This is a genomic window from Modestobacter italicus (assembly GCF_019799965.1).
Classification (GTDB): domain Bacteria; phylum Actinomycetota; class Actinomycetes; order Mycobacteriales; family Geodermatophilaceae; genus Modestobacter; species Modestobacter italicus_A.
The window spans coordinates 148,427-161,291 of record NZ_JABGCJ010000004.1 but is presented as its reverse complement, the minus strand read 5'-3'; the positions used below and the strand labels follow the sequence as shown (position 1 = coordinate 161,291).

At 73.6% G+C, this 12,865-nt stretch carries 12 protein-coding genes; 8 read left to right on the top strand and 4 right to left on the bottom strand.

What is annotated here, in order from left to right:
* Window positions 1–57: 57 nt before the first annotated feature.
* The gene (purD, locus tag HLA93_RS11310) at window positions 58–1,314 is read left to right on the top strand and encodes a phosphoribosylamine--glycine ligase (RefSeq protein ID WP_222194483.1); all 1,257 of its coding nucleotides are present in this window, start codon (window positions 58–60) and stop codon (window positions 1,312–1,314) included.
* A 98-nt stretch (window positions 1,315–1,412) separates the two neighbouring features.
* Here purD and HLA93_RS11305 read toward each other — a convergent pair whose 3' ends face one another.
* Window positions 1,413–2,879 (bottom strand): AI-2E family transporter, encoded by a 1,467-nt coding sequence (locus HLA93_RS11305; protein WP_222194482.1) that lies wholly within the window; start codon window positions 2,877–2,879, stop codon window positions 1,413–1,415.
* 92 nt (window positions 2,880–2,971) lie between these two features.
* Here HLA93_RS11305 and purB point away from each other — a divergent pair, with 92 nt between their 5' ends.
* Both purB and HLA93_RS11295 read left to right on the top strand, forming a co-directional pair.
* Window positions 2,972–4,279 (top strand): adenylosuccinate lyase, encoded by a 1,308-nt coding sequence (gene purB / locus HLA93_RS11300; RefSeq protein WP_222194481.1) that lies wholly within the window; start codon window positions 2,972–2,974, stop codon window positions 4,277–4,279.
* Window positions 4,276–5,157 carry a phosphoribosylaminoimidazolesuccinocarboxamide synthase gene (locus HLA93_RS11295; RefSeq protein WP_222194480.1) on the top strand — a complete coding sequence of 294 codons (882 nt, stop codon included), beginning with the start codon at window positions 4,276–4,278 and terminating at the stop codon, window positions 5,155–5,157. Before purB ends, HLA93_RS11295 begins: the two co-directional genes overlap by 4 nt.
* Before the next feature lie 2 nt (window positions 5,158–5,159).
* Here the strand turns inward: HLA93_RS11295 and HLA93_RS11290 are convergent, their stop codons facing one another.
* Window positions 5,160–5,825: a PilZ domain-containing protein gene (locus HLA93_RS11290; protein ID WP_222194479.1), complete on the bottom strand. Its 666-nt coding sequence runs from the start codon at window positions 5,823–5,825 to the stop codon at window positions 5,160–5,162.
* Window positions 5,826–6,044: 219 nt separating this feature from the next.
* Between HLA93_RS11290 and purS the strand changes: the two genes are divergently transcribed.
* The 4 genes from purS to HLA93_RS11270 all read left to right on the top strand — a co-directional run bounded on the left by purS (window position 6,045) and on the right by HLA93_RS11270 (window position 9,803).
* On the top strand, window positions 6,045–6,293 hold the full coding sequence (purS, locus tag HLA93_RS11285; protein ID WP_222194478.1) for a phosphoribosylformylglycinamidine synthase subunit PurS: 249 nt from the start codon (window positions 6,045–6,047) through the stop codon (window positions 6,291–6,293).
* Window positions 6,294–6,303: 10 nt separating this feature from the next.
* Window positions 6,304–6,975, top strand: a complete 672-nt coding sequence (purQ, locus tag HLA93_RS11280) for a phosphoribosylformylglycinamidine synthase subunit PurQ (protein WP_222194477.1) — start codon at window positions 6,304–6,306, stop codon at window positions 6,973–6,975.
* Window positions 6,972–9,311, top strand: coding sequence for a phosphoribosylformylglycinamidine synthase subunit PurL (gene purL, locus HLA93_RS11275; protein ID WP_308128068.1), 2,340 nt, complete (start codon window positions 6,972–6,974; stop codon window positions 9,309–9,311). The genes purQ and purL overlap by 4 nt, the downstream gene beginning before the upstream one ends.
* 63 nt (window positions 9,312–9,374) lie before the next feature.
* Complete coding sequence (locus tag HLA93_RS11270) at window positions 9,375–9,803, top strand: sterol carrier family protein (protein WP_222194476.1); 429 nt, start codon at window positions 9,375–9,377, stop codon at window positions 9,801–9,803.
* Between the two features lie 143 nt (window positions 9,804–9,946).
* On the opposite strand, the gene HLA93_RS21535 is transcribed toward HLA93_RS11270, so the two are convergent.
* Window positions 9,947–10,072: an MFS transporter small subunit gene (locus HLA93_RS21535; protein ID WP_281425272.1), complete on the bottom strand. Its 126-nt coding sequence runs from the start codon at window positions 10,070–10,072 to the stop codon at window positions 9,947–9,949.
* The gene (locus tag HLA93_RS11265; protein WP_222194475.1) at window positions 10,069–11,484 is read right to left on the bottom strand and encodes an OFA family MFS transporter; all 1,416 of its coding nucleotides are present in this window, start codon (window positions 11,482–11,484) and stop codon (window positions 10,069–10,071) included. The genes HLA93_RS21535 and HLA93_RS11265 overlap by 4 nt, the downstream gene beginning before the upstream one ends.
* Window positions 11,485–11,722: 238 nt before the next feature.
* Between HLA93_RS11265 and HLA93_RS11260 the strand changes: the two genes are divergently transcribed.
* On the top strand, window positions 11,723–12,814 hold the full coding sequence (locus tag HLA93_RS11260; RefSeq protein ID WP_222194474.1) for an S-(hydroxymethyl)mycothiol dehydrogenase: 1,092 nt from the start codon (window positions 11,723–11,725) through the stop codon (window positions 12,812–12,814).
* The last annotated feature ends 51 nt before the right edge of the window (window positions 12,815–12,865 follow it).

Here is a 12,865-nt window from a genome sequence, read left to right as displayed (position 1 = left end):
CCCGGAGCAGGAACGGCCAGCTCTGCCCGGGGTGCGGGTGGTGGGTAGGTTCGCCGGGTGCGCGTCCTCGTGATCGGCTCCGGTGCCCGGGAGCACGCCCTGTGCGTGGCTCTGCAGTCCGACCCCGCGGTCACCGCGCTGGCCTGCGCGCCGGGCAATGCCGGCACGGTCGCCCTCGCCCAGGCCTTCCCGCTGGACGTCGCCGACCCGGTGGCGGTGAGCGGGCTGGCCACCGAGTGGCAGGCCGACCTGGTCGTGATCGGCCCGGAGGTGCCGCTGGTCGCCGGTGCCGCCGACGCCGTCCGCGAGGCCGGCATCGCCTGCTTCGGGCCCTCCGCCCAGGCCGCCCAGATCGAGGGCTCCAAGGCCTTCGCCAAGCACGTGATGACCGCCGCGGGGGTGCCGACCGCCGGGTTCTGGGCCGTCGGTGGCGCGGCCGAGCTGGAGACGGCGCTGGACGAGGCCGGCGCCCCGTACGTGGTCAAGGACGACGGGCTGGCCGCCGGCAAGGGCGTCCTGGTGACCACCGACCGCGCCGCGGCGGTCGCGCACGGGCGCGCCGTGCTGGACGCCGGCCACTCGGTGCTGATCGAGGAGTTCCTCGACGGCCCCGAGGTCTCGCTGTTCGCCCTCTCCGACGGGACGACGGTGGTGCCGCTGCTGCCCGCGCAGGACCACAAGCGTCGGGACGACGGTGACGGCGGCCCGAACACCGGTGGCATGGGCGCCTACGCGCCGCTGCCCTGGGCGCCGGCCGGCCTGGTCGAGGAGGTGCGGGCGACCGTCCTGCAGCCGACGGTCGACGAGATGGCCCGCCGCGGGGAGCCGTTCAGCGGGCTGCTCTACGCCGGGCTGGCGCTGACCTCGCGCGGCGTGCGGGTGGTCGAGTTCAACGCGCGGTTCGGTGACCCGGAGACCCAGGTGGTGCTGCCGCTGCTGGAGACGCCGCTGGCCGGGCTGCTGTACGCCGCGGCCACCGGCACGCTGGCCGAGCAGCCGCCGCTGCGCTGGCGGGACGGCGCCGCGGTCACCGTGGTGGTCGCCGCCGACGGCTACCCGGAGCGGCCGCGGCTGGGCGACCCGATCACCGGCGCGGACGGCGAGGGGGTGCTGCACGCGGGCACCGCGGTCGGCGCCGACGGGCAGGTGCACTCCGCCGGTGGGCGGGTGCTGGCCGTGACCGCGGTCGGTGCGGACCTGGCCGCGGCCCGGCAGACGGTCTACGAGCGGCTGGCCTCGGTGCGGCTGGCCGGCGCCCACTGGCGCACCGACATCGGCCTGGCCGCCGTCGAGGGCCGCATCACCGCCCTCTGAGGCATCCGGCCGGAGGGGCCTGGACGCCCTCCGGTTCCTGGTCTGGCGCCGTCCTGGGGGTCGACCCGGACGGCGGGCGGCCGCCGGCCGACGGCGGCTCAGCCGGCCCGGACCATCCGGCGGGCCCGGCGGGTGTCCGGTTGCGGCGGCCGTGGCCCCTCGTGGCGGCGGGACAGGTAGGTGCCGGCGACGTTGCCGCAGGCGATGACCGGGACGGCGATCAGCGCGCCGAAGATGCCGCCGATCAGCAGCCCGGCGCCGATGCCCAGCACCACGGCCAGCGGGTGCACCGAGACGGCGCGGCCCAGCAGCAGCGGCTGGAGCACGTGGCTCTCCAGCTGCATGACCAGCACGATGATGCCCAGGGCGATCAGCGCCCGCACCGGGCCGACGGCGACCAGGGTCACCAGCACGGAGACGGTGCCGGCCAGGAACGACCCGATGATCGGGATGAACGCGCCGAGGAAGACCAGCGCGGCCAGCGGCACCACCAGCGGCGTGCCGAGGAACACCAGCCCGATGCCGATGAAGACCGCGTCGAACGCGGCCACCCCGACGGTGGCCCGCACGTAGGAGATCAGCGTGCGCCACGAGCGCCGGGCCGCCTCGTCGATGTAGGCCTGCGCGTTGGTCGGGGTCAGGCCCACCACCCACAGCCAGATCTGCCGGCCGTCCATCAGGAAGAAGAACAGGGTGAACAGGGTCAGCAGGGCGCCGGTGAGCACCTCACCGACGGTGGCGGCCGTGGTGAGCGCCCCGGAGGTGAGCACCTCGCGGTTGTCCACGACGGCCTGGTTCGCGCTCTCCACCGCGTCGGTGATCTGGCCGTCGGTGACCGGGAAGGTGCGGGTGACGAAGTCCTGCACCTGGGTGAGGCCCTCGTCGACCTGGGAGGCGAGGTCGTCGTAGCCGGCGACGAACTCCTCGACCACCAGCGTGACGATGCCGGCGACCACGCCCACCCCGACCACGAGCATGGTCAGCGCGGCCAGCGAGACCGGCCAGCCGCGGCGGCACAGGAACGCCGCTCCCGGCTGCAGGAGCGCGGCCAGCAGCAGCGCCACGATCACCGGGACGATGACCACCGCGACGTAGCCCGCGGCCCGCAGCAGCAGGTACAGCGCCGCGACCACGGCGACCGTCCGCCAGGACCAGGCCGCGGCGATCCGCAGCCCGTTGGGCACGTCGCGCTCGGCGGCCCGCAGCGCCCCGTCGGGGGCCAGCAGGCTGCCGCGGCTGCGGTCCCGGCCGGGCTCCGGGGGCGGGCCACCCGGTGCCGGGGGGCCGCTGACCCCGCCGGGGACGTCGACGTCCGGGGCGTCGGGGTGCGGGCTGCCGGCCTGGAGGACCCCGTCGGCCGGGGCATCCTGAGCCGGGGCGTCCTGGGCCGGGGGCGCCGGCGGTGGGGACGTCGTCCCGCCGTCCTCGACGTGGTCGACGACGGCGCGGCTGCCGTCCTGCATGACCAGCACGGTGCCGTCGGACCAGCCGTGCGGGTCGTGCTCGGCGGCCGCCCGGATGCGTTCGCGGGCCCGCTCGACCACGTGCCTGGCCCGCTGCAACATCGAGTCCTCCGAGCTGATGGGGGCCCGCTCGCAGCGGTGCGAGAGGATGGGGCCGTGGTGCGACGAGCTGACCGGTCCGAGGCGGTACCCGCATGATCGACAGGTACACCCTGCCGGAGATGGGCCGGGTCTGGAGCGACCAGCACAAGTACGAGCTGTGGTGCCGGGTGGAGACCCTGGTGCTGGAGGCGCACGCGGCCGCCGGCCGGGTGCCCGCCGACGTCGTCGAGCCGGTGCGCAACGCGCCGCCGCCGACCCCCGAGCGGGTCGCGGAGATCGAGGAGACGACGCAGCACGACGTCATCGCCTTCCTGACCGCCTGGGCGGACAACACCGAGCCGCGCTCGGCCGCGGCCTACGTCCACCACGGCATGACCTCCTCGGACCTGCTGGACACCGCGCTCGCCGTCCAGCTCACCGACGCCACCGACGTGCTGCTGGCCAAGGCCGACCGGCTGGTGGCCGCGCTGCGCGACCACGGCCTGGCGCACCGGGACACGATCAAGGTGGGCCGCACGCACGGCGTGCACGCCGAGCCCGACGTCTGGGGCCACCGGGTCGCCGACCTGGCCTTCGCTGCCGCCCGCTCGCGGGACCGGCTCCGCCGCGCCCGTGAGGCCGTGGGCGTGGTCGCCATCTCCGGCGCCGTCGGCACCTACTCCCTCATCGACCCCTCGGTCGAGGTCACCGTCGCCGAGGCGCTGCAGCTGCGCGCGGCCGACGCCTCCACCCAGGTGGTGCTGCGCGACGGGATCAGCGAGTGGGTGTCCGCACTGGGCATCATCGCCACCGTCTGCGAGGCGATCGCCCTGGAGGTGCGGCACGGCCAGCGCACCGAGGTGCGCGAGCTGTCCGAGGCGTTCGGCGCGGGGCAGAAGGGCTCCAGCGCGATGCCGCACAAGAAGAACCCGATCCGCTCCGAGCGGATCGCCGGCCTGGCCCGGGTGGTGCGCGCGGCGATCGTCCCGGTCATGGAGGGCATCCCGCTCTGGCACGAGCGGGACATCTCGCACTCCTCCACCGAGCGGGTGTTCCTGCCCGACGCCGCCATCACCACCGACTACCTGCTGGACCTGACCGCTGGCCTGGTGGAGAACCTGGTGGTCGACGCCGACCGGATGCGGGCCAACCTCGAGTCGACCGGTGGGCTGATCTACACCTCCTCGGTGCTGCTGGAGCTGGTCGAGGCCGGCATGAGCCGAGAGCAGGCCTATGCGCTGGTCCAGTCCGCGGCGATGCGCACCTGGAAGGACGGCACTCCCTTCCGGCAGACGCTGCGCGAGCGGGCGACCGAGGACGGCGTGACCCTGGACGAGGCCCGGCTCGACGAGATCTGCCGCCCGGAGCAGTACGTGGCCAACCTCGGCCCGCTGTTCGAGCGGCTGGCTGCCCTGTCGTGACCGGCCTCCCGTTCGAGCTGGTCGCCCGGGGCAAGGTCCGGGAGGTCTACGCGGTCGACGACGAGCGGCTGCTGCTGGTCGCCAGCGACCGGGTCTCCGCCTACGACCACGTGCTGCCCACGCCGATCCCGGACAAGGGCCGGGTGCTGACCCAGCTGTCGGTCTGGTGGTTCTCCCAGCTCGCGCCGGTGCTGGCCGCGCACGGCGCCGAGCACCACCTGCTGGCCTCCGGTGACGAGCTGCTCGCCGAGGGCGTGCCGGCCGAGCTCGCCGGCCGGTCGATGCTGGTGCGCCGGCTGGAGATGCTGCCGGTGGAGTGCGTCGCCCGTGGCTACCTGTCCGGCTCGGGGACGGTCGAGTACCAGCGCACCGGCGCGATCGTCGACGTCCCGCTCCCGGCCGGGCTGGTCGAGGGCTCCCGGCTCCCGGAGCCGGTGTTCACCCCCTCGACCAAGGCCGAGGTGGGCGAGCACGACGAGGCGATCGGGTTCGCGCAGGTGGTCGACGCGGTCGGCGCCGACCGGGCGGAGGCGCTGCGGTCGCTGACCCTGGCGCTGTACTCCCGCGGCGCGGAGATCGCCGAGCAGGCCGGGATCGTGCTGGCCGACACCAAGTTCGAGTTCGGGACGGCGGGGGAGACCCTGGTGCTCGGCGACGAGGTGCTGACGCCGGACTCCTCACGCTTCTGGCCGGCGATCACCTGGTCACCGGGCGCGCCGCAGCCCTCGTTCGACAAGCAGTACCTGCGCGACTGGCTGACCACGTCGGGCTGGGACCGGGTCTCCGAGCCGCCGGAGCTCCCCGCCGACGTCGTCGCCGCCACCCGCGACCGTTACGTCAGGGCCTACGAGCAGCTCACCGGACTGCCCTGGAGCTGAGCTCAGTAGATGGCGGCGAGCCCGCGGGCGCGGGCGTTGCGCAGCGCGGTGAAGACGTGCGAGCGGATCAGGTCGGCGGACGGCTCGGGCAGGGCGACGAACCGCAGTGACCACTCGTGCAGGTTGTCCTGCCGGGGCCGGCGGCGGACCAGTGCCACCTCGGTGACCAGCTGGTCGGAGTAGAGGTCCAGCTGCAGCGCCAGCGGCTGGCCGCGCTTGGGGAACGGGACGCCGACGCCGAGGTCGCCGTGCGGGCGGAAGACGGCGAGCAGCCCGCCCTCGCTCAGGTCGACGGTGCTGCCGACGAGGGTCGTGCGGTCCCAGGAGAGGGTGACCGACAGCCCGATGGGCGCCCGGACGGAGTCCCGCCGCTGGATCCGGCTGGCCGGCCCGGTGATCTTGACCTTCCACGTCCCGTCGTCGGCGACGGCGAGCGCCTCGGCCGGCACGGAGCGCAGGCCGTCGTCGGACTGCCACGACAGCTCGAGCATGTCCCGCTCGACGAAGGGGGCGGCCTCGCCGACGCCGTTGCGCGGGGAGCTGATGTAGAGGAAGGAGTCGGTCTCGCGACGGACCCGGGCGGTGAGCGCCTCGTCCTGTCCGAGGGGCATCACGCTGAGCGCCGTGGTCGCGACCGGGTGGTCGACGTTGGGCTGTCCCGCGACCATCTCCGTGCCTCCGACCTGCTCGGCGACCGCCCGGTGGCGATCGTGTCCGCCTCCATCATCGGCTGGCCGGACTGGTTCTCCAGTGCAACCGTGCAGGTGGATGACCCGTTGGGATGACGTCCGACGCGTCAGGCTGGGCGGCACGGCTCCGGTCGTGCACGACCTCCGTCCACCTGGCGTGGTGTCGGCACCTGTTCGGCAGCCGGTACCCTCATCGGCGTGTCCCAGGTGGTCGTCGACGTCGTCCTGAAGCCCGAGATCTCCGACCCCCAGGGGCAGGCCGTGCTCGGCGCCCTCGGGCGCCTCGGTCACACCGGCGTGCGCAGTGTCCGCCAGGGCAAGCACTTCGTCCTCGAGGTCGACGGCGACCCCGACGAGGCCGAGCTCCGCCAGATCGCCGAGACGCTGCTGGCCAACCCCGTCATCGAGGACGTCGAGCTGCACCTCCCCGCTCGCACCACCGACTGAGAGAGACCCAGTGCGCATCGGTGTCATCACCTTCCCGGGTTCCCTGGACGACGTCGACGCCGCACGCGCCGTGCGGCTGGCCGGCGCCGAGCCCGTGTCCCTCTGGCACGGCGACCACGACCTGAAGGACGTCGACGCCGTCGTCCTGCCGGGCGGGTTCTCCTACGGCGACTACCTGCGGGCCGGGGCGATCGCCGCGCGCTCGCCGCTGATGGCCGACGTCGTGGCCGCGGCGCACGGCGGACTGCCGGTGCTGGGCATCTGCAACGGCTTCCAGGTGCTCTGCGAGGCCGGCCTGCTGCCGGGGGCGCTGACCCGCAACAGCCACCTGCACTTCCGCAACCGCGACCAGGGGCTGCGCGTCGAGCGCGCCGACACCGCGTGGACGACGTCCTTCGAGCAGGGCCAGCAGATCGTCGTCCCGGTGAAGAACGGCGAGGGCCGCTACGTGGCCGCCGACGCCGACCTGGACCGCCTGGAGGGCGAGGGCCGGGTGGTCGTCCGCTACGTGGGCGGCAACCCCAACGGCAGCTCCCGGGACATCGCCGGGGTGACCAGCGCCGACGGCCGGGTGGTCGGGCTCATGCCGCACCCTGAGCACGCGGTCGAGGCCCTGACCGGTCCGAGCACCGACGGCCTGGGCTTCTTCACCTCCGTGCTCACCGCGATGGTCGCCGCGTGAGCGCCGACGTGACGTCCACCCCGCACCCCGCCGACGGCCCGGCCGACGCCGCCGTCCGGGCGATGCCCGACCTCGACACGGTCGACCGCGCCGGGCGCACCCCCGACGACGCGCAGCCCTTCGCCGAGCTGGGGCTCAAGGACGACGAGTACGCCCGGATCCGGGAGATCCTCGGCCGCCGGCCGACCACCGCCGAGCTGGCGATGTACTCGGTGATGTGGAGCGAGCACTGCTCCTACAAGTCCTCCAAGGTGCACCTGCGCCGCTTCGGTGACCTGCCCAAGAGCGACGCGCTGCTGGTCGGCATGGGCGAGAACGCCGGCGTGGTCGACGTCGGCGAGGGCTACGCGGTCACCTTCAAGGTCGAGTCGCACAACCACCCCAGCTACGTCGAGCCCTACCAGGGTGCGGCCACCGGGGTCGGCGGCATCGTCCGCGACATCCTCACCATGGGCGCCCGGCCGATCGCCGTCATGGACTCGCTGCGCTTCGGCGCGGCCGACGCCCCCGACACCGCCCGGGTGCTGCCCGGTGTGGTCGCCGGGGTGGGCGGCTACGGCAACTGCCTGGGCCTGCCCAACATCGGCGGCGAGCTGCTCTTCGACGAGACCTACGCGGGCAACCCGCTGGTCAACGCCCTGTGCGTCGGCGTGCTGCGGCACGAGGAGCTGCAGCTGGCCAAGGCCGAGGGTGCCGGCAACAAGGTCGTGCTCTTCGGGGCGCGCACCGGCGGCGACGGCATCGGCGGGGTCAGCGTGCTGGCCAGCGAGACCTTCGACGCCGAAGGCCCGGCCAAGCGCCCCGCCGTGCAGGTCGGTGACCCGTTCACCGAGAAGCTGCTGATCGAGGCCTGCCTGGAGATCTTCGCCGCCGGCCTGGTCACCGGCATCCAGGACCTCGGTGGCGCCGGCATCTCCTGCGCCACCAGCGAGCTGGCCGCGGCCGGCTCCGGCGGCATGGCGATCGACCTGGACGCCGTCCCGCTGCGCGACTCCACGCTCACCCCCGCCGAGATCCTGATGAGCGAGTCCCAGGAGCGGATGTGCGCGATCGTCGAGCCGGGCAAGGTCGAGGAGTTCCTGGCGGTCTGCCGCAAGTGGGACGTGCTGGCCACCGTCATCGGTGAGGTCACCGACGGCGACCGGCTGACCATCGACTGGCACGGTGAGCGGATCGTCGACGTCCCGCCGCGCACCGTCGCCCTGGAGGGGCCGCGCTACGAGCGGCCGATGTCCCGCCCGGCCGACCTGGACGCGCTGCAGGCCGACGCCCCGCCGTCGTCCTCGACCGACCTGCGGGCCGACTGGCTCGCCGTCGTCTCCAGCCCGGACGGCGCGGACAAGAGCTGGGTCACCGAGCAGTACGACCGCTACGTGCGGGGCAACACCGTGCTCGCCCAGCCCGAGGACGCCGGGGTGCTGCGGATCGACGAGTCGAGCAACCTGGGCATCGCCCTCGCGCTGGACGGCAACGCCCGGTTCGCCCGGCTCGACCCCTACACCGGCGCGCAGCTGAACCTGGCCGAGGCCTACCGCAACGTCGCCGTCTCCGGCGCTGAGCCGCTGGCGGTCACCAACTGCCTGAACTTCGGCTCGCCGGAGAACCCCGAGGTCATGTGGCAGTTCGCCGAGGCCGTCCGCGGCCTGGCCGACGGCTGCCGTGAGCTCGGCCTGCCGGTCACCGGTGGCAACGTGAGCCTCTACAACCAGACCGGCGACGTGGCGATCAACCCGACCCCGGTGATCGGGGTGCTGGGCGTGCACGCCGACGTCACCCGCCGGGTGCCCACCGGCTGGCGGGCCGCGGGTGAGTCCGTGCTGCTGCTGGGGGAGACCCGGCCGGAGTTCGGTGGCTCGGCCTGGGCCGCGGTCGTCCACGGGCACCTGGGCGGGCTGCCGCCCCGGCTGGACCTCGCCGCCGAGCGCGCCCTGGGCGAGCTGCTGGCGGCGCTGTCGGCCGACGGGCTGGTCAGCTCGGCGCACGACCTCGCCGACGGCGGGCTGGCGCAGGCGCTGACCGAGTCGGCGCTGCGGTACGGCACCGGTGCCCGGCTGAGCGTGACCGGCGACCCGACGGCCGCGCTGTTCGGTGAGTCGGTGGCCCGCGTCGTCGTCACCACCGCCGACCCGGCCGCGGTGCGCGCCGCCGCCGAGGCGGCCGGGGTGCCGGTCACCGAGCTCGGGACGACGGGCGGCGACGCCCTGGTCCTGGACGGTCTGCTGGAGCTGCCGCTGGACGAGCTGCGGGCGGCCTGGACGGCGACGCTGCCGGCGCTGTTCGGCAGCCCGGAGGTCGCGGTCGGCACCGTGCCGGCGGGCACCGTCCCGACCAGCTGATCCCGGTCCTGCCGTGCTCGTCCTGCCGCCGGGCTGCGGGCCCGTCGTGACGGCGCTGCGCTGATGGCGGGCGTCGCGCCGATCTCGGCGGAGGACCTGCGGGCGGCGGTCGCCCCCACGGCCGGCTGGCTGGCCGGGGAGGGGGAGCAGCCACCCCGCGCGGTGCTCGGCGCGGCGGTGAAGACCTCGGCCCGCTGGCTGGCCCAGCACGTGCCGGGGCGCTCGGTCGAGGTGCGGGTGCCGCCGTTCGTCGCCGTCCAGTGCATCCCGGGGCCGCGGCACACCCGCGGCACGCCGCCCAACGTGATCGAGACGGACGCGGCGACCTGGCTGCGGCTGGCGACCGGTCAGCTGACCTGGGCCGGGGCGCTGGCGGAGGGGAAGGTCAGCGCCAGTGGCAACCGCGCCGACCTCTCCGAGCACCTCCCGCTGCGGCCGCTCTCGTCGCGCTCCTCCGGGCCGCACCACGGCCAGGAGCCGTCCCCCGGCTGAGCTGAGCCGCTCCCTCCGCTCCTCGCCGGAGCCTCCGGCCCCACTCCTCCCGGAGACGGCCTCCGGCCGGGATCCGCACGTGGAACGACAGCGCCCCCTCTGCCGGGTGGCAGAGGGGGCGCTGTGTGGTGGTGCGGGCTGGGTCAGCCGGTGAACAGCGAGCTGGCCGTGCGGACGGTCTGCACCAGGCCGTAGGCCAGCGGGAGGCCCACCAGGGCCCACGCGAAGGCGACCAGGCCGGTCGGCGTGGTGCTCTTGGACTCGCTCATCGTGCGGTGCTCCGTTCGGGGTTGGCGCGGGCGGTGGCGGGGGTGGTGGCGTGCGGCTCGTGCCACTTGGCCGCCACCGGCTTGACCAGCAGGTTGGCGACGAAGCCGATGGCCAGCAGGCCGACCATGATGAACAGCGCCGGCCGGTAGTCGGCGGCGACGAGCTCACCGACGGTGCCCTGCGAGTCCAGGACGCCGTTGACGATCAGCGGCCCGGCGATGCCGGCGGCGGCCCAGGCGGTCAGCAGCCGGCCGTGGATGGCGCCGACCTGGTAGGTGCCGAAGAGGTCACGCAGGTAGGCCGGGATCGTGGCGAAGCCACCACCGTAGAAGCTGATGATGATCGCGGCGAGGACGACGAACAGCCAGACGGCGCTGCTGCCGATGGTGGCCAGCAGGACGTAGAGCACCAGCCCGACGCCCAGGTAGACCATGTAGATGCCCTTGCGGCCGATGAAGTCCGACGTGGAGGACCACACGAAGCGGCCACCCATGTTGAACAGCGACAGCAGGCCGACGAACCCGCCGGCGGTGGCCGCGGCGACCGCCGAGGTGCCGCCCTCGCGGAAGAAGTCCTGGATCATGCCGCTGGCCTGCTCGAGGATGCCGATGCCGGCGGTCACGTTGCAGAACAGCACGGTCCACAGCAGCCAGAACTGCGGGGTCTTGATGGCGTTGGCGGCCGAGACGCTCTCGGTGGTGACCAGGGCCTTCTGCTTGACCGTCGAGGGGTCGAAGCCGGCGGGCTTCCAGTCATCGGCCGGCACGCGGACGATGAAGGCGCCGAACATCATGAAGACCAGGTAGACCAGGCCCAGGGTGAGGAACAGGCCGGCGACCGAGCTGCCGCTGGGGGTGGTGCCGGCGGTGCCGTCGTAGGCCGGGTCGTACCAGTTCATCAGCTGGCGGGACAGCGGTGAGGCGATGAGCGCGCCACCACCGAAGCCCATGATCGCCATGCCGGTGGCCAGGCCCGGACGGTCCGGGAACCACTTGATCAGCGTGGAGACCGGCGAGATGTAGCCGATGCCCAGGCCGATGCCGCCGATGACGCCGTAGCCGAGGTAGACCAGCCACAGCTGCTCGGTCGCGATGCCCAGCGAACCGACGAGGAAGCCGGCCGACCAGAAGCAGGCGGCGGTGAACATGGCGGCACGGGGGCCGTTGCGGTCCACCCAGGTGCCGAAGACGGCGGCGGAGAGGCCCAGCATGACGATGGCGATCGAGAAGATGACGCCGATCGCGGTCAGGGTCGAGTCGAAGTGCGAGACGAGCGCGGCCTTGTAGACGCTGGTGGCGTAGGCCTGCCCGATGCACAGGTGCACGGCGAGCGCAGCCGGGGGGATGAGCCATCGGTTGAACCCGGGCTTCGCGATGATGCGCTCCCGGGCCAGGAAGCTGGGTACTGCCACGGAGACCTCCGAGGTGACGTGACGGCGCGGCCGGTCGGACGAGCCAGCCGCGCGAGTCACACTCCTTGTGAGCTGCGTCGCGACCGCAGGGACGGTACGACGCGACCAGCACATCGGCGCACCCACCGCCCTCATCGGGGTGAGGCCGAGACCAATTCGTTGCAGACGCAACCACTCGACTCCCCGGGCCAGCGGGCGCGACGGGCGCCACCTGGGTCGGCGTACCTAGGCTGACGGCATGCCGTACGAGGTCAAGGGCGTCGTCGCCCTGAGCAAGGGTGCGCCGGTCACCATCGAGACGATCATCGTCCCCGACCCCGGGCCGGGTGAGGCCGTGGTCGACGTCCAGGCGTGCGGGGTCTGCCACACCGACCTGCACTACCGCGAGGGCGGGATCAACGACGAGTTCCCCTTCCTGCTCGGGCACGAGGCGGCCGGCGTCGTCTCCGCGGTCGGTGAGGGCGTCACCAACGTGGCGGTCGGCGACTACGTCGTCCTCAACTGGCGGGCGGTCTGCGGTGAGTGCCGGGCCTGTACCGCCGGCAAGCCCTGGTACTGCTTCGACACCCACAACGCCGCGCAGAAGATGACCCTGGCCGACGGCACCGAGCTGTCCCCGGCCCTGGGCATCGGCGCGTTCGCCGAGAAGACGCTGGTGCACTCCGGGCAGTGCACCAAGGTCGACCCGGCGGCCCCGCCGACGGCCGCCGGCCTGCTCGGCTGCGGCGTGATGGCAGGCGTCGGCGCGGCGATCAACACCGGCGGGGTCACCCGGGGCAACTCGGTGGCCGTCTTCGGCTGCGGCGGCGTGGGCGACGCGGCGATCGCCGGGTCGAAGCTGGCCGGTGCCACGACGATCATCGCCGTCGACATCGACGACCGGAAGCTGGAGTGGGCCCGCGGGATGGGCGCCACCCACACGGTCAACTCGAAGGAGACCGACGCGGTCGCCCGGATCCGCGAGCTGACCGGCGGCTTCGGCGTCGACGTGGCCATCGACGCGGTCGGGCACCCGGCCGTCTACGAGCAGGCCTTCTACTCCCGCGACCTCGCCGGCACCGTCGTCCTGGTCGGGGTGCCCAACCCGACCATGACGGTCGAGCTGCCGATGATCGAGGTGTTCGGCCGGGGCGGGGCGCTCAAGTCCTCCTGGTACGGCGACTGCCTGCCCTCCCGGGACTTCCCGATGCTCATCGACCTGTACCTGCAGGGCCGCTTCGACCTGGACGCGTTCGTCTCCGAGACGATCGCCCTGGACGCGGTCGAGCAGGCCTTCGAGAAGATGCACGCCGGCGAGGTGCTGCGTTCCGTGGTGGTGTTCGACGAGTGAGCGAGCTCGCGAGCTCACCGATGAGCAGAGCAGCGTGCGCCACGGGTACGA

Excerpts from the sequence above, each read along its gene's own strand:
- HLA93_RS11290 (WP_222194479.1), bottom strand. The coding sequence starts at position 5,825 with ATGGTCGCGGGACAGCCCAACGTCGACCACCCGGTCGCGACCACGGCG.
- purB (WP_222194481.1), top strand. The coding sequence starts at position 2,972 with ATGATCGACAGGTACACCCTGCCGGAGATGGGCCGGGTCTGGAGCGAC.
- HLA93_RS11260 (WP_222194474.1), top strand. The coding sequence starts at position 11,723 with ATGCCGTACGAGGTCAAGGGCGTCGTCGCCCTGAGCAAGGGTGCGCCG.
- HLA93_RS11270 (WP_222194476.1), top strand. The coding sequence starts at position 9,375 with ATGGCGGGCGTCGCGCCGATCTCGGCGGAGGACCTGCGGGCGGCGGTC.
- HLA93_RS11305 (WP_222194482.1), bottom strand. The coding sequence starts at position 2,879 with ATGTTGCAGCGGGCCAGGCACGTGGTCGAGCGGGCCCGCGAACGCATC.
- HLA93_RS21535 (WP_281425272.1), bottom strand. The coding sequence starts at position 10,072 with ATGAGCGAGTCCAAGAGCACCACGCCGACCGGCCTGGTCGCCTTCGCG.